Source organism: Polaromonas sp. P1_G4, assembly GCF_056405475.1.
The window spans coordinates 1-14,734 of record NZ_JBFUCA010000047.1 but is presented as its reverse complement, the minus strand read 5'-3'; the positions used below and the strand labels follow the sequence as shown (position 1 = coordinate 14,734).

Sequence of the window (14,734 nt, the reverse complement as noted above, 5' to 3'; positions counted from 1 at the left end):
GGGTATTCCACCAGCAGGGGCCAAGGGTCCGGCTTCGCCGGCCCAAGGCGCCGCCCCCTTGAGGGGGGAACAGGCTACACGCAGTGAGCCTGGACGGGGGTGGGCAACGCTTACAAGCAGTTACGGCATGCATTCAGACACAAGTTCGGTTATCCCACCCTATTCGGGTAAACGTTAGAATCAAGGCTTCGGTTACTTCGTGGTTACGGGCGTTTCCAGGCGGCTTTTACGCCGCACGGCCCTCGCGAGGAACCCGCCTTTTGGCAGTGTTTTTCTAACTTCTGGGGATATCACACATGGCACTCGTTTCTATGCGCGAGCTGCTGGACCATGCGGCAGTCAACGGCTACGGCATTCCGGCTTTTAACGTCAACAACCTTGAGCAGGTGCAAGCCGTGATGGAAGCGGCCAAAGAGACCGGCGCGCCCGTCATCCTGCAGGCCAGCGCAGGCGCCCGCAAGTACGCCGGTGAACCCTTCATCAAACACCTGATCGAGGCGGCTATCGAGATGTATCCCAACATCCCGCTGGTCATGCACCAGGACCACGGCCAGAATCCTGCCGTTTGCCAGGGCGCCATCGACCTTGGTTTTTCGTCCGTGATGATGGACGGCTCGCTCGAAGCCGACGGCAAGACCATCGCCAGCTATGAATACAACGTCGAGGTGACCAAGAAGGTCTCGCAGCTGGCCCACAAATACGGAGTTACCGTCGAAGGTGAGCTCGGCTGCCTGGGTTCGCTGGAGACCATGAAGGGCGACAAGGAAGACGGCCACGGCACCGACGCCACCATGACGCGCGAGCAGCTGTTGACCGACCCCGAGCAGGCCGCCGACTTCGTCAAGCGCACGCAAATTGACGCGCTGGCGATTGCCATCGGCACCAGCCACGGCGCCTATAAATTCACCCGCAAGCCCACCGGCGACATCCTGGCGATCGACCGCATCAAGGAAATCCACAAGCGCATCCCGAGCACCCACCTGGTGATGCACGGCTCGTCCTCGGTGCCGCAGGAAATGCTGACTGTCATTCGCCAGTACGGCGGCCAGATGAAGGAAACCTACGGCGTGCCCGTCGAGGAAATCCAGGAAGCCATCAAGCACGGCGTGCGCAAGATCAACATCGACACCGACATCCGCCTGGCCATGACCGGCGCGGTGCGCAAGTTCCTGGCTGAAAACCCCGAGAAATTCGACGCCCGCGAGTGGCTCAAGCCCGCCCGCGAAGCCGCCAAGGCCCTGTGCAAGCAGCGCTACATCGAATTCGGCTGTGAAGGCCAGGGCGCCAAGATCAAGGGTGACGCCCTGCAGGTCGTGGCCGCCAAGTACGCCAAGGGCGAGCTCGCCCAGGTCGTGCATTAAACTTCAACGCTATCGCGACAGGCATCCGTAACGAGTGCCGGCGTTGGCCGGCTGCAAAAGCGGCATTTACTTGAGGGCGCCTGTGTTCCCACTTTCCTTCGTGTCGCTTAGGGCGGCTGCTTTGGTGCCGTTTGTCATGCTGCTCACATCGTGTGCGGCGCCACAGCGGCCGATCGTCGAAAAAACAGGTTTCGTGCCGTACGCCCAGATGCAGTTGTCCGGGCAGTTCGAAACCGTGACCCTGACGCGCGAGAATTTTGGGGCCACCGCGAAACGTTGCATGCCGTCCTGGACCGAGCGCAGCACTACGGCGGTGCTGGGTAACTGGAAGCTTCCGTTGCCGCGGGGAACCACAGTGATCCACGGCCATGAGCGCGATGCCGGCTACCTTGTCGTGACGGGATCCACTGCCGTCTGCATCGCACAGTCGGAGGGTAAGCACCCTATCCTGGCCGGTGAAGCCTTCTACAAGACCATCAATCCTTCAGGTGTTCCGCCTGATGTTTCCGAAGGCTGGTACCTGCAAATTGCAGCCGCCATCGCGCGCACCGGCACGGCCAGCGTGATCTACAAATTCAGCAATGGCAATGCGCAGCTCAGCAAATACTGGATCGAGCCGGCTTCTTCCTCGCCTTCGAGCCTGAGCTACTGGACCGAATTCAAGCGCGCCGGCGAATGGTCTGCGGCGCCCTCGGACATCGTGCTCTCGCACCCGGCACTTGCCAGCGTTTCTTCCATCAAGTACGGCTCACAATTCTCCAAGCCGTTCCTGAGCCACCGGTTCAATTGACATGGATCCATTGATGACAGTTCCTGCTCTCCATACTTCCGCCCTGACCTCCCTGCCCCTGCTCGCGCGTGGCAAGGTGCGCGATAACTACGCCGTGGGTAAAGACAGGCTGCTGATGGTGGCCAGCGACCGGCTGAGTGCATTCGATGTCATCCTGGGTGAGCCGATTCCCGGCAAGGGCGCGCTGCTCACGCAGATGGCGCTGTTCTGGTTTGGCAAGCTCGGCCACATCTGCCCCAACCACTTGACAGGCGAGACGCCCGAAAGCGTGGTCACGCCGGCCGAGGTGCCGCAGGTCGTGAACCGCTCCATGCTGGTCAAGCGCCTCAAGCCCATCCCGGTCGAAGCCGTGGTGCGCGGCTACCTGGCCGGCAGCGGCTGGAAGGAATACCAGGAGAGCCAGGCCGTCTGCGGCGTACCGCTACCCGCGGGCCTGAAGAACGCCGGAAAACTGCCCGAGCCCATCTTCACACCGGCCGCCAAAGCCGAAGCCGGCGAGCACGACGAAAACATCAGTTACGAGCAGGTCGTCAAGGTTGTGGGCCCCGAACTCGCCGCGCAGATTAAAAAGATCAGCATCGAGATCTATAGCACCGCCGCCGCCTTCGCCTTGACCAAGGGCATCATCATTGCCGACACCAAATTCGAATTCGGCCTTGATGAGAATGGCGTGCTTACGCTGATGGACGAGGTACTGACACCGGATTCGTCACGCTACTGGCCGATTGAAGGCTATGAAGCGGCCTACGCGGCTGGCCAGAACCCGCCCAGCTACGACAAGCAGTTTGTGCGCGACTGGCTTGAAAGCGTACGCATCAACGGCAAGCCCTGGGACAAAACCCCGCCTGCGCCGCACCTGCCGGCCGATGTGGTTGCCAAGACCGCTGCCAAGTACCAGGAAGCCTTGGCCCGCCTGACGGCCTGAGGCACGGCAGCAGTCGCCGGCGCTCTCCATGGAGTTCCTGCTCGAGTTGCTGTTCGAATTTTTCGGTGAACTGTTTTTGCAGCTCTTCGGTGAGTTTTTTGGCGGTGTTTTCAAGGCGGCCTGGTACAAGCTGCACGGACGCGACCATGAGCTCACTCCCGTGCAGGAAGCTGCCTGGTCTGTGGCTACAGGTGTTGGCGCCGGCCTCCTCACCGTGCTGGTGGTGCCTCATCTGGCGATTCGCCTGCACTGGCTGCAAATTCTCAATCTGCTGCTTGCCCCTTTGCTGGCGGGGCTGCTGGTCGAAAGGGCTCGTGCGTGGCGCGAATCGCGCCGTGAATTCAGCGTTGAGGTGGCAGGCTATGCCGCGCTGTTCGGGTTTGCTTTTGCCTTGACGCGCTGGCTGTTTGGCCAATAAGCCCTAGCTCAAGACGACGCTGCTGAGGCGCCGACGGTACGTCGCCACGGTCGCATCTTCCGGCGGGATTTGCCCATCAGCCACCTTGGGCTTGGGCGCTTCCATGACGTCGAGCACGGCGATGTAGGTCTTGCGGGCCAGGTCTTCGCTCCAGGCCTTGTCGCGCATCAGGATTTCCAGCAACTCGTCCAGCGCCTCGGTCCAGCGCTGCTGTGCCATGAGCCAGCGGGCTTTGTCAAAACGTGCTTCGAAGTCGCGTTTGTTGGCCGTAATCTTTGCATCAAAACCGGCTGCGGCGCCCACTCCATAAGCGCCGACAGCTACAAAATCCATAGCATCCATCCAGCGCTTGAGCGAGTCAAAACGCCGCACCACCGTGGTCTGGGCGATCACCGGCGCAAACGCCACCTTGGCGTCGTCTTCGCGGCCCAGCTGCAGCAGCAGCTTCACATAGTCAAAGCGGGCGTTGTCGTCGGCCGGGTTGGCGGCGACGGCATGCTGGAGTTTTTCCAGCACGGCAGTGGGGTCGGTGCTTTCTTCTTCGAGCGCGAGTTCCTGCTCTTCGGGCTGCTCTTCAGCCGGCGGCAAATGCTTGTCGAGAAATTCCTTGACCTTGCCTTCGGGCAGGGCGCCGGCAAAACCGTCCACCGGCTGGCCGTTCATCATCAGGATGCAGGTGGGGATGCTCCGGATGCCGAAAGCGGCACCCAGTTGCTGCTCCTGGTCGGAGTCGATCTTGACCAGCTTGAAGCGCCCGGCATATTCCACTTCCACTTTTTCAAGGATGGGCCCGAGCGACTTGCAGGGGCCGCACCAGGGCGCCCAGAAGTCGATCAGCACAGGCGTGGTCATGGATGCGGCAACGACTTCCGCTTCAAAGTTGGCAATGGTGACGTCGATCATGGTCTGGCAAAGTTGGGGTATCGGGGCCGGTTTTCAACCGGGTCGGCGCAGCTGGACGCCTGAGAGGCAAGAGCGTAGCACGCACGGCCCGGCCCTTGCGGTGGCCTGCCCTTAAAATCATGGGGTTAGAACCTGCAACCCCGGCCTTGAAGGTCCCCGCATGACAACAAGCAACAATTCGGCAAAACCCCTGGTGGGTGTGGTGATGGGCTCCAGCAGCGACTGGGAGACCATGCAGCACGCCGTGCAGATCCTGACGCAATTCGGCATTGCGCACGAAGCCCGGGTGGTGTCGGCCCACCGCATGCCCGACGAGCTGTTTGCCTATGCCGAAGGTGCCGGCGGTCGCGGCTTGCAGGCCATCATTGCCGGCGCTGGCGGCGCAGCGCACCTGCCCGGCATGCTGGCCGCCAAAACCACTGTGCCGGTGCTGGGCGTTCCCGTGGCCAGCAAGCATTTGCAGGGCGTGGACTCGCTGCACAGCATCGTGCAGATGCCCAAGGGCATTCCGGTCGCCACCTTTGCCATCGGCAACGCCGGCGCAGCCAATGCAGCCCTGTTCGCGGTGGCCATGCTGGCCCTGCACAACCCGGCGCTGGCCGCCCAATTGCAGGCTTTCCGTGCAGAGCAAACCGCTGCCGCGCACGCCATGACGCTGCCGCCAGCATGACCGCCTCCACCTCTTCCCGGGCCGCCTCCAGCCTGCCGGAGTTGCCTATTTTTCCCGGCACGGCCTCGGCCTCCGGCCAGCCCGCTACCCTCGGCGTGATGGGCGGCGGCCAGCTGGGCCGCATGTTTGTGCATGCCGCGCAGCGCCTGGGTTATTTCACGGCGGTGCTGGACCCCGATCCGCAAAGCCCCGCGGGCCTGGTGAGCCATCACCACATCCAGGCCGGCTACAGCGATGAAAAAGGGCTGACCCAACTGGCCGCACTGTGCGCCGCCGTCACCACCGAATTTGAAAACGTGCCCGCCGGCGCGCTGCAGGCGCTGGCCGCCAGCCGGCCCGTGGCACCCGGCGCTGCCGCCGTGGCCATCGCGCAAAACCGCATCGAGGAAAAATCCCACTTCACCGCCAGCGCTGCTGAATCCGGCGTGCTGGCCGGCGTTACCTGCGCACCCTACGCCGTGATTGAAACAGCCGGGCAGCTGAAGGCCGTGCCGGCCGGCTTGCTGCCCGGCATCCTCAAGACCGCGCGCATGGGCTACGACGGCAAGGGCCAGGTCCGCGTCAAGAATGCGGACGAACTGGCCACCGCCTGGGCTGGCCTGAAGCAGGTGCCCTGTGTGCTCGAAAAAATGCTGCCGCTCAAGGCCGAGTGCTCGGTCATCGTGGCGCGCGGCTGGGACGGCAGCGTCGTGAGTTTTGCGCCCCAGCTGAATGTGCATGTCGACGGCATCCTCGCGGTGACGCAAGCTTATGAAGGAAATATGCCTGCAGCGCTTGCTGGTCGTGCGCAAGCAGCTACCAAAACCATAGCAAAACACATTGACTATGTCGGCGTGCTCTGCGTCGAGTTCTTCCTGGTGGACGACGGCAGCGCCGATGGCGCGCTCATCGTCAATGAAATGGCGCCACGCCCGCACAACAGCGGCCACTACACGATGGACGCCTGTGACGTGTCGCAGTTCGACCTGCAGGTGCATGCCATGGCCGGCCTGCCGCTGCCGCAGCCGCGCCAGCATTCACCGGCCATCATGCTCAACCTGCTGGGAGATGTGTGGTTTGACGCTCACGGAAAGATGCGCACGCCCGACTGGCAGGCCGTGCTGGCACTGCCCGGCACGCACCTGCATCTCTACGGCAAAACCGAAGCCCGCACCGGCCGCAAGATGGGCCATCTCAACATCACAGGCCCCGACGTCGCTTCAGTCAAGGCCACGGCACGCCAGGTTGCATCCATCCTGGGCCTGCCCGGCCTGGACGCCCTCTGATGATTCTTCCCGGTACGGACCCTGAGGCCATTCTTGAAGCCGCACGCCGCATCCGGGCCGGCGGGCTGGTGGGCTTCCCGACGGAGACGGTGTACGGCCTGGGCGCCGACGCTTCCAGCGATCAAGCCGTCGCCGGAATTTTTGAAGCCAAGGGCCGACCGTCCGACCATCCGCTCATCGTGCACGTGGCCGATGCGGCACACGTAGACGCTTACGCCAGCAGCGTGCCGCCGTTTGCCGCGCGCCTGATGAAAGCCTTCTGGCCCGGGCCGCTCACCGTGATCCTGCCGCGCAAGGAAGGCGTGGCGGCGGCCGCGGCCGGCGGCCAGGATTCCATCGGCCTGCGCTGCCCCTCACACCCTGTCGCGCTGGCTTTTCTGAAGGCTTGCGACACCGGCGTGGCCGGCCCCAGCGCCAACCGTTTCGGCCGCGTCAGCCCCACCACCGCGCAGCACGTGCAGCAAGAGTTTGGCGACAGCCTGCTGGTGCTCGATGGCGGGCCCTGTGATGTCGGCATCGAGTCCAGCATCGTCGACTGCACGCGCGGGCGCCCCGTGCTGCTGCGCCCGGGCATCCTCACGCGCGCACAACTGGAAGCAGCATGCGGCGAAGCCGTACTGGGCAAGGACGAATTTGAGCAGCAAGCCCTGGGCGCAGGCGATGCGCCACGTGCTTCCGGCACGCTGGAAGCGCACTACGCGCCCGACGCCAAGGTGCGCCTGATGGACGCCGGCCCCATACAAACCGCACTCGATTTGCTGGGCGCCGACGCGGCCCACATCGCCGTCTTCGCGCGCAGCATCGTGCGCATCAAGTCCGACAAGGTGTTGTACCGCCGCATGCCTGACGATGCACTGGCCACCGCACAGCAACTGTTTGCCGTGTTGCGCGACTTTGATACCAAAGGCGTCAAGCTGATCTGGATTGAAAACCCGCCGGCCGATGCCGGGTGGGACGGTGTGCGCGACCGGCTGCAGCGGGCTGCCGCGAGCTGAGGCGCCCTTCCCGGGAGGCCGCTAAGGTGTTTGCCCAAATTTCGGGCATTGTGGCGCAATGCCGCGCCAAGCGGTGTTTTCGTCCACAAGTCCCGCCGCCATCAACAGCCTTGTCCACAGGCGGCAGGGATAACTTGCAGGCACTTCGACGAAGCATCCGTGCCTGCCGCGCGGGGCGTGTATGGCATCGGGCTATTCAGTCACCGCGCCCGTACACCAGCTTCATCACCAGAATGGCCAGCGCCAGCCCCAGCGTGACGGCGTTCGCCAGCACGATGGGCCAGGCGCCCGCCAGCACGCCGTAGGCCAGCCAGAGTGCCACGCCAACGGTAAAGGCGCTGTACATCGCCAGTGAAATGCCGCTGACATCGCGGCTGCGAAAGGTCAGCCAGGCCTGCGGCGCAAAGCTCGCCGTGGTCAGCACGGCTGCCAGAAAGCCCACGATGTCTGTGGCGTTCATCGCTTGCCCTCCTTGACGGCCCATTCCAGCATGGCGTCCAGTGCCGGGCGCGCAGCGGGCGCGTTCGGGTGGTTGATCAGCCCCACCACGATGTAGCGTGCGCCGCTGTCGCCATTGGCATAACCGGCAACCGCGGTCACGTCGCGCAGCGAGCCGGTCTTGACGAAAGCCAGTCCGGCCACCGGCCTGGCGCGTTCGCGCATGGTGGCGTCGGTGCCGGCCACCGGCAGCGAATCGGCGAGATCAGCGGCAAAAGGGCTTTTTGCGGCGTGCTGCAGCAGGGCCGACAGGCTGGCGGCGCTGATGCGTTCATCGCGGCTCAGGCCCGAGYCGTTGTCCATCACCGGGGGCGTGCTGCCGGGCAGGCTTTTGCGCCACCAGGCGGTGAGCGCTGCGCGCGCAGATTCAAGCGTGCCGGCCTTGGGCTGGCCCAGGCCGGCCCAAAGCCCGAGTGTCAAAAAGAGGTGCTGGGCCATGATGTTGTTGGAGTATTTGTTGACGTCGCGCACCATTTCCAGCAATGGCGGCGACTGGTATTCAAACCGCACTGCGGCCTTTTCGCCCGAGAGGGTGCCGGTCCTGCGCAGCATGGCCAGCTCTGCCGGCGTGGCGTCGCGCACTGTGCCCGTCAGCAGGCCACCCAGTTGCCGCCACGAGCCTTCGATGGCGCGTGCCGCAAAGCTCACGGGGTCGGAATAGGCGCTGGGCCACACCTTTTCGCCGCAGGCCGAAGAATAGGTACCCAGGAATTCGATGTTGACGGGATTTTCAACACTGGCGCGCAGCTCGCTGCGCCAGTCGCCGCAGCGCGCCACACGCACGATCGGCACCGTCGTGCCCACCTGCACACCTGCCAGCGGCGGCTCATAGCGCACCAGCGCGCGGCCGTTGGGCAGGTCCGGCGTGAAGGTCATCACGATGGTTTTGAAATTGATCAGCAGCGCATCGGGCCGGGCGTTGTAGGGCCGCAGCGGCTCGCCGTCAAATTCGCCCGGATCGGTGGGCGGCACGCTGAAGGCGCTGCGGTCCAGCACGATGTCGCCGCGGATCGCCCGCGCCCCGCCGGCCTGCACCTCGGCCAGCAGGGCCTGCAGGCGTTCAACGACCAGCTTGGGGTCGCCGCCGCCCTGTACCACCATGTTGCCGTTGAGCAGGCCGCCCGAGGCGCTGCCGTCCAGTATCACCTTCGTCTTCCAGGTGAAGTCGCGGCCCAGCGCGTCGAGCGCCGAATACGTGGTCACCAGTTTCATGACGGAGGCAGGGTTCATCGGCACATCGGCGCGCCAGCTCAGGCGCGGCACCGGTTTGCCGCTGCCGGCTTCCACCACCAGCATGGACACCGCATCGCGCGGTACCCTGGCGCGCGACAGGGCTTTTTCAATCGGGGCCGGCAGGCGTGCGGTTTGTGCCAGGCCGGGGCTTGCGGCCAGGGCTGCCATGGCCGCCAGGGCAGCCAGCGCAACAGTGTGTGTCGTGCGCGGGCGCAGCAAGTCGTGGGTCATGCGGGGATTATCGCGGTTGAGCGTTCTGCAAGGCATTGCCGGTGGGCGCCGGGGTGGCCGGCCATTGGCGCGGATAATCAGGGCTTACCCATCGGCCCCAGCCTCCGGGTACCCGCAGATTGCTATGAATTTAATAGCTGCTTGCGCCTGATATATAAGGGCATGAGCCCGATTTAATGCCTGAACTTGTGAAATTCCTCGCTTTTGACACCAGCACCGACCGCATGTCCGTGGCGCTGACCGACGGTGCGCGTGTCTGGCAGCACAACGGCCCGGGCGGCGCGCAGGCTTCCACCACGCTGATCCCCGCCATCCTGGCGCTGCTGGCCGAGGCTGGCCTGGCGCTGGGCGAGCTGGATGCCATCGCCTTCGGGCGCGGCCCCGGCTCCTTTACCGGCCTGCGCACGGCCTGCGCGGTGGCGCAAGGCCTGGCGCTGGGCGCCAACCAGGGCGCCGGCATTCCCGTGCTGCCTGTCGACACGCCGATGGCTGTGGCCGAAGAAGCGCGCTTTCAGCAGCAGGGTGATGGCGATGCGACCCTGCGCGTCACCGCGCTGCTGGATGCGCGCATGGACGAAATGTATGTGCAGGGTTTTGAGTTCAGCGGCGGGCACTGCCGGGCGCTCGGCGAATGCGGGCTGGTCCGGCCTGAAAACCTGGTGCCTGACACTGCGGCCGGTTTGTTCGCGGGCAATGTTTTTGCGGTATACGCCGGGCGGTTGCCGGACAGCCTTGCGGCATTTGCGCAGGCCGAGGCCCTGCCCACCGCCACCGCCATGCTGCGCCTGGCGCCGCAGCTGGCTGCTGCCGGGCTGTGCGTCAGCGCCGACCTCGCCCTGCCGCTCTACGTTCGCGATAAAGTAGCGCTGACCACCGAAGAGCGCGACCAGGTCAAGGCCGCCAAGCTGGCCGCCGCTCCACCCCTTTCATGAACGCCATCCTCAAGCCCCTCGAAGCCCAGTTCGAAGCCATGACAACTGCATGGCTGGATGAGGTGGTGCGCGTGGAAAAAACCGCGTATGACCACCCCTGGACGCACGGCAATTTCAACGATTCGCTCAACGCCGGCTACCAGGCGCAACTGCTCACTGCCGGCAACCCGCCCGACGCCGTGCTGCTCGGTTATTTCGTGGCCATGAAGGGCGTTGACGAAGTACACCTGCTCAACATCACCGTGGCCCCCGAACACCAGCGCCAGGGCTGGGCCCGCATCATGCTGGATGCGCTGGCCCTCTGGTCGCGCGGAGAGGGCGCGCAGTGGCTGTGGCTGGAAGTGCGCGTGAGCAATGTGCGGGCCAAGGCCATCTATGAACGCTACGGCTTTCGCCATGTCGGCACGCGCCGCAACTACTACCCGGACGGCGCTTCCACGCGCGAAGATGCGGTCGTCATGAGCCTGGCGCTATGAGCCTGGACCTCGACAAACGCCAGCGCGCCATGCTGCGCGAAATGGGTGTACGCGTGTGGTTGCCGGTCGCTGCTGCGCCTGCTGAAGCTGCCGTTGCTACTGATTTGGTAGCTGCTGGCGCACAGTCAGTAACGCCTGCAAGTGAATTTGATCAAAAAGTCAGTGCACCTTCCACGTCCGCTACGCCGCGTGAGGTTGCGCCGCCCGTGCGGCCCGTGCAGGCGCCGGTTCGCCCGCTGGCCGAAGCGCGCGAAACCGCTGCACCCGGCACGACGGCAGCGTGGCGCATGGGCAACGCGCAAGCCCTGTACGCTGACGCCGCCCATGCCGAAGGCGCACGCTGGCTGGTGCTGGCCGAAACGCCGGCGGCTGCGCTGCAGCGGGAGTCTTTCAACCCCTTTGAAGGCGATGCCGGCAAGCTGCTCGACAACATGCTGCGCGCTACGCGCCTGCACAAGGCTGGCATGGTGCTGCTGGCGCCGCTGGTCCGGCAGGCGGCATCCGGTGCGGGCGCCGGCCTGCCCGAAGCGCTGCCCGCCCTGGTGGCCAGCGCGCAGCCCGACGTCGTGCTCGTCATGGGCCGTCTGGCCGCGCAGGCGGTGTTGCAATCGACAGAGCCTTTCGGCAAACAGCGCGGCCAATTGCACAGCCTGCATGGAGCCCGCATGGTAGTGACCTACGACGCCACCTATTTGCTGCGCAACCCGGCCGACAAGGGCAAGGCCTGGGACGACCTGTGCCTGGCCATGAATTTGGTCACCAACCCGGGCTGATTTTTATCAGGCCTTAACTGCGCCACGGCTGGGCGCCAGCACCGAGGCAATCGCCACCACCATCAGCACCACGGCAGCCCAGTCCTGCCAGTGCAGCACTTCGCCCAGGCCCAGCGCGCCTGAAAACACCCCGAGGATGGGAATCATCATCACGCTCAGCGTGGAAGCCACCGGCGGGAGCGCGCGCGCCAGCGTGAACCACGCCGCGTGCGCAAAACCGAAAATCAGCACCGCGTTGTAAAGAATCGCGCCCCAGGTCGTGGGCGAAGGTGCCTTCCACTGCGGCATCTCAAACACGACACCCAACACGGTCAGCATCACGGCGGTCATCACCGTCATCCAGAACGACAGCGTCAGCGTCGCGGCCGGTATCGTGGTCTTGCGCAGCAGCTGCGTGCCCAGCGCCCACACCGCAGCTGCCACCAGCGCGCACAGCACACCCAGGGGGCTGCCCGACAGGTTGGTCATTTCATTCCACAGCAGCAGCGCCACGCCCAGCGCGGCAGCTGCCACCCCCAGCCAGTTGCGGGGCTTGAGCCTGGCGCCAAAAAACCAGGCGCCCAGCAGCGCCGAAAAAATCGGCATGGTGTAGCCCAGAATCGCCGCGCGGCCGCTGCTCAAGTTTTTGACGGCGAGGATGATCAGCGCATGCCAGACAAACATGTTGGCCGCCGCCAGCCAGAAAAGCTCACGCCACTTGCCCCGCGGCACCCAAAACGGCACCTTCAGCACCACCATGGCGATGCCCAGCACCGGAATGCCCAGCCAGATCGACATCGCCCGAAACGTCAAGGGTGGAAAGTCCGCAATCCCCAGTTTCATCACCGGCCAGTTCAGGCCCCAGACCAGGGTGAGCAGAACCAGCAGGATGAGTTGGCGTTGGGAGAGTTGCATGGAACTATTGTGCCCCCACGCTTTTCACTTCGTGTAATGCGCTGCCCCCCGAGGGGGCCGCCCGCCTGCGGTCTGGCAAAGCCAGTCCCGCGGCTCATGCTGGCCTGAAGATTCAGTGGAGTAACCAGCCCGGCTGGGCTGCGCAACACGGGTTGAACTGCTAAGCTGCCTCCGGCTCAGCGGCCGACTCTGTTCGTGCGGGCACCCCGTCGTCTTCTGGAATGGCATAGCGTGGCGCCAATGCTGCAAGCGACCTCAACACCGGGACGGGTACCAAGCGAAATAGCGGCGTCAGCCAGGGATACGGCACTCTGGATTTCAGAATGGCGCCGTAATCACACGAGGCTTCGTGGGGGAAGTAGTTCTCACGCACGGCCACAACCTCACAAAACCCCTTGCCGTGGTAGTAGCGCAGCTGGGGATCAACCGGCAAACCGGCCCGCGTAGCCCGTGCATAGGCCTCTACCGACGCACCTGGCTTGCGTTGCAAATGACGCTTGAGCCCGGGCATTGGCGAACCCAGGAAATATTTGCGGTTGCCACATTTCACAGCATAAAGATAGTTAAAGGCAATCAGCTGCAAAGCAGCGCCGGCATCCACGCTGGTCAGGCTGATGCCAAACAGGCAGCGTGATGCGTATTTGTTGCTGGGCACTTTGCCGTCCAAAGCGGCGCTCTTTTGCCAGTCGCCCGGGTTGACCCACTCTGCCTCTGTGGTGGGTTTGCAAAACAGCGATGCCAGCAGCTCACCCGTTTCTGCGCAAAATGCACCCCCGCTCAAATCGGGATGCGCGGCAATGCGTGATCGAAAGTCTTCTGCCGTAGCTTGCTGCTCTTCTGTCCATTGCTTGCGCTCCAGATCCAGCAAGGCCGGAATATCGCCGATACGCAGATTGCGGGTGATGTAGCGGTGCTTTTTGATGGTCGGCTTGGTTGTCATGGGTAACGGTATGCGTTGGTGTTAAAGGAGTTGACTGCCCGGAACTTCGGGGGCTGGTGGCGGGCGTGCGGCGCCTGAGTGGCAGGAGCAATTGCGAGTGCCCAAGGGTTGAAAGTCGTGCATCAGCTGCACGGCACCTGTGGCCACCCACAATCCAACGACCCGGGCCTTGCTGCCGAAAAATCCGCTCAGAAAAATGCTGGCCTGCAAATTCACCACCTCATGCCACCAACCATGAGGCACGTAGATGGCATCACCCGGATAGAGATCGACAGCAAACAGTGCGTCTGCCGGCACATCGCTTTGCGCCAGATCGCGCATGCCCACCGATGCCAGCTTGGCCCAGCGGTCATACTTCTTTGACAACGCACCCAGGTGCTCCACGGTGCCGGGGCGGGCCAGATAAAAGCGTTTGACTCCGCGCGTGAGCACCGCCAGGTTGTCCAGCAGGTCGTAATGCAAGCCTGTGTGTGCCCCTTGCGGGCCAATCCACGCGCTGCTGGAGACGATGTTGCCCGGCGGGAACCATGCATCTTGTTCCACGTCCTGGCGCAATGAGGGTATCTCCTTGAGCAGATCGAACTCTTTGAGGTATCCGATATGGGAGCCCTCTTCCTGCGCGGCTGTCTGCAACGCCAGCTGTGCCACATAGCGATCAAGTGTGGACGTCACAAACCGGGTGCTGGACCTCTCCCGATTACCCACCACCAAAGTCACGGGCTTGGCCCCGCCCAGATGGGCAAGGTGCTGAAATGTCCAGCGCTCCAGCGCTGCCCAGTTGCGCCCCATGCCCCGCAAAACAACAGGGCCATGACCTATCCACTCATGCCTCTGGGGAGACACCATCTCCGGCACGGCCCCGAGCCTGGAACGAGGTATCTCCAGCGGGCATTCGCCTTGACTGATCCGCAAATTCACAACGACCTCCTGCACTTGCAATGCGGTGATCGTAAAAATTCRCTGTGAAATCCTCATGACGCTGGCGCTTGTTTTTTGTTGCGTCGTGTAAAACGCCAGACAGGTAGCCACTGGCGACAATCGCGCGTTTGGCATACAGGGGGTTYTCCATCAGGGGCACAGTGCAAGCTGCCGAGATCGTGGGAGCTTAAAATGGGACATGACTTTTCTCGACATGCTGGGCGCCGCAGAACGCCAGAACCGCTCCATGCTCTGCGTTGGCCTGGACCCTGAACCCGCGAAATTTCCCGGCAAGCTCAAGGGCGACGCCAACAAGATCTACGATTTCTGCGCGGCGATTGTTGACGCCACTGCCGACCTGGTGATTTCCTTCAAGCCGCAAATCGCCTACTTCGCCGCGCACCGCGCCGAAGGCCAGCTCGAACGCCTGATGGAACACATGCGCCGCGTGGCGCCGCAAGTGCCCATCATCCTGGATGCCAAGCGCGGCGACATCGGCAGCACGGCGGAGC

Annotated in this window: 17 protein-coding genes; 11 read left to right on the top strand and 6 right to left on the bottom strand. The window is 63.8% G+C overall.

Annotated features, from left to right (window positions below):
* Positions 1-296: 296 nt before the first annotated feature.
* From fba to AC1D1X_RS04245, 4 genes are all read left to right on the top strand, one after another.
* Positions 297-1,361 (top strand): class II fructose-bisphosphate aldolase, encoded by a 1,065-nt coding sequence (gene fba / locus AC1D1X_RS04260; RefSeq protein WP_477670633.1) that lies wholly within the window; start codon positions 297-299, stop codon positions 1,359-1,361.
* A gap of 136 nt (positions 1,362-1,497) precedes the next feature.
* Positions 1,498-2,151 carry a hypothetical protein gene (locus AC1D1X_RS04255; RefSeq protein WP_477670634.1) on the top strand — a complete coding sequence of 218 codons (654 nt, stop codon included), beginning with the start codon at positions 1,498-1,500 and terminating at the stop codon, positions 2,149-2,151.
* Between the two features lie 13 nt (positions 2,152-2,164).
* Positions 2,165-3,076: a phosphoribosylaminoimidazolesuccinocarboxamide synthase gene (locus AC1D1X_RS04250; RefSeq protein ID WP_477670635.1), complete on the top strand. Its 912-nt coding sequence runs from the start codon at positions 2,165-2,167 to the stop codon at positions 3,074-3,076.
* A 28-nt stretch (positions 3,077-3,104) separates the two neighbouring features.
* Positions 3,105-3,494, top strand: a complete 390-nt coding sequence (locus tag AC1D1X_RS04245; RefSeq protein ID WP_457282404.1) for a hypothetical protein — start codon at positions 3,105-3,107, stop codon at positions 3,492-3,494.
* A gap of 3 nt (positions 3,495-3,497) precedes the next feature.
* Here AC1D1X_RS04245 and trxA read toward each other — a convergent pair whose 3' ends face one another.
* The gene (trxA, locus tag AC1D1X_RS04240; protein ID WP_477670636.1) at positions 3,498-4,397 is read right to left on the bottom strand and encodes a thioredoxin; all 900 of its coding nucleotides are present in this window, start codon (positions 4,395-4,397) and stop codon (positions 3,498-3,500) included.
* A gap of 160 nt (positions 4,398-4,557) precedes the next feature.
* On the opposite strand from trxA, the gene purE reads away from it, so the two are divergent.
* Genes purE through AC1D1X_RS04225 form a run of 3 tightly spaced genes read left to right on the top strand, consistent with a single transcriptional unit; the run spans position 4,558 to position 7,327 of the window.
* Positions 4,558-5,067 (top strand): 5-(carboxyamino)imidazole ribonucleotide mutase, encoded by a 510-nt coding sequence (gene purE, locus AC1D1X_RS04235; protein ID WP_457282402.1) that lies wholly within the window; start codon positions 4,558-4,560, stop codon positions 5,065-5,067.
* A complete protein-coding gene (locus AC1D1X_RS04230; RefSeq protein WP_477670637.1) occupies positions 5,064-6,332 on the top strand; it encodes a 5-(carboxyamino)imidazole ribonucleotide synthase in 1,269 nt (422 codons plus the stop codon). Before purE ends, AC1D1X_RS04230 begins: the two co-directional genes overlap by 4 nt.
* A complete protein-coding gene (locus tag AC1D1X_RS04225; protein WP_477670638.1) occupies positions 6,332-7,327 on the top strand; it encodes an L-threonylcarbamoyladenylate synthase in 996 nt (331 codons plus the stop codon). The genes AC1D1X_RS04230 and AC1D1X_RS04225 overlap by 1 nt, the downstream gene beginning before the upstream one ends.
* Positions 7,328-7,523: 196 nt before the next feature.
* Here the strand turns inward: AC1D1X_RS04225 and AC1D1X_RS04220 are convergent, their stop codons facing one another.
* Together AC1D1X_RS04220 and dacB are read right to left on the bottom strand one after the other, a co-directional pair.
* Positions 7,524-7,787 (bottom strand): SemiSWEET transporter, encoded by a 264-nt coding sequence (locus AC1D1X_RS04220; protein ID WP_457282398.1) that lies wholly within the window; start codon positions 7,785-7,787, stop codon positions 7,524-7,526.
* Positions 7,784-9,289: a D-alanyl-D-alanine carboxypeptidase/D-alanyl-D-alanine endopeptidase gene (gene dacB / locus AC1D1X_RS04215; RefSeq protein WP_477697880.1), complete on the bottom strand. Its 1,506-nt coding sequence runs from the start codon at positions 9,287-9,289 to the stop codon at positions 7,784-7,786. Before dacB ends, AC1D1X_RS04220 begins: the two co-directional genes overlap by 4 nt.
* Positions 9,290-9,465: 176 nt before the next feature.
* Here dacB and tsaB point away from each other — a divergent pair, with 176 nt between their 5' ends.
* From tsaB to AC1D1X_RS04200, 3 genes are read left to right on the top strand one after another with little or no spacing between them, the layout of a single operon-like run.
* Entirely contained in the window at positions 9,466-10,221 is a 756-nt protein-coding gene (gene tsaB, locus AC1D1X_RS04210) for a tRNA (adenosine(37)-N6)-threonylcarbamoyltransferase complex dimerization subunit type 1 TsaB (RefSeq protein WP_477670640.1), read from the top strand.
* Complete coding sequence (gene rimI / locus AC1D1X_RS04205) at positions 10,218-10,697, top strand: ribosomal protein S18-alanine N-acetyltransferase (protein WP_477670641.1); 480 nt, start codon at positions 10,218-10,220, stop codon at positions 10,695-10,697. The genes tsaB and rimI overlap by 4 nt, the downstream gene beginning before the upstream one ends.
* The gene (locus AC1D1X_RS04200) at positions 10,694-11,470 is read left to right on the top strand and encodes a uracil-DNA glycosylase family protein (protein WP_477670642.1); all 777 of its coding nucleotides are present in this window, start codon (positions 10,694-10,696) and stop codon (positions 11,468-11,470) included. Before rimI ends, AC1D1X_RS04200 begins: the two co-directional genes overlap by 4 nt.
* Positions 11,471-11,476: 6 nt before the next feature.
* Here AC1D1X_RS04200 and AC1D1X_RS04195 read toward each other — a convergent pair whose 3' ends face one another.
* The 3 genes from AC1D1X_RS04195 to AC1D1X_RS04185 all read right to left on the bottom strand — a co-directional run bounded on the left by AC1D1X_RS04195 (position 11,477) and on the right by AC1D1X_RS04185 (position 14,222).
* On the bottom strand, positions 11,477-12,364 hold the full coding sequence (locus AC1D1X_RS04195; protein WP_477670643.1) for a DMT family transporter: 888 nt from the start codon (positions 12,362-12,364) through the stop codon (positions 11,477-11,479).
* 160 nt (positions 12,365-12,524) lie between these two features.
* Positions 12,525-13,304, bottom strand: coding sequence for a hypothetical protein (locus AC1D1X_RS04190; protein WP_477670644.1), 780 nt, complete (start codon positions 13,302-13,304; stop codon positions 12,525-12,527).
* Between the two features lie 21 nt (positions 13,305-13,325).
* Complete coding sequence (locus AC1D1X_RS04185; RefSeq protein WP_477670645.1) at positions 13,326-14,222, bottom strand: cupin-like domain-containing protein; 897 nt, start codon at positions 14,220-14,222, stop codon at positions 13,326-13,328.
* A gap of 199 nt (positions 14,223-14,421) precedes the next feature.
* Between AC1D1X_RS04185 and AC1D1X_RS04180 the strand changes: the two genes are divergently transcribed.
* Positions 14,422-14,734, top strand: a 313-nt coding sequence (locus tag AC1D1X_RS04180; RefSeq protein ID WP_477697879.1) for an orotidine 5'-phosphate decarboxylase / HUMPS family protein, incomplete at its 3' end; no start/stop codon positions are given.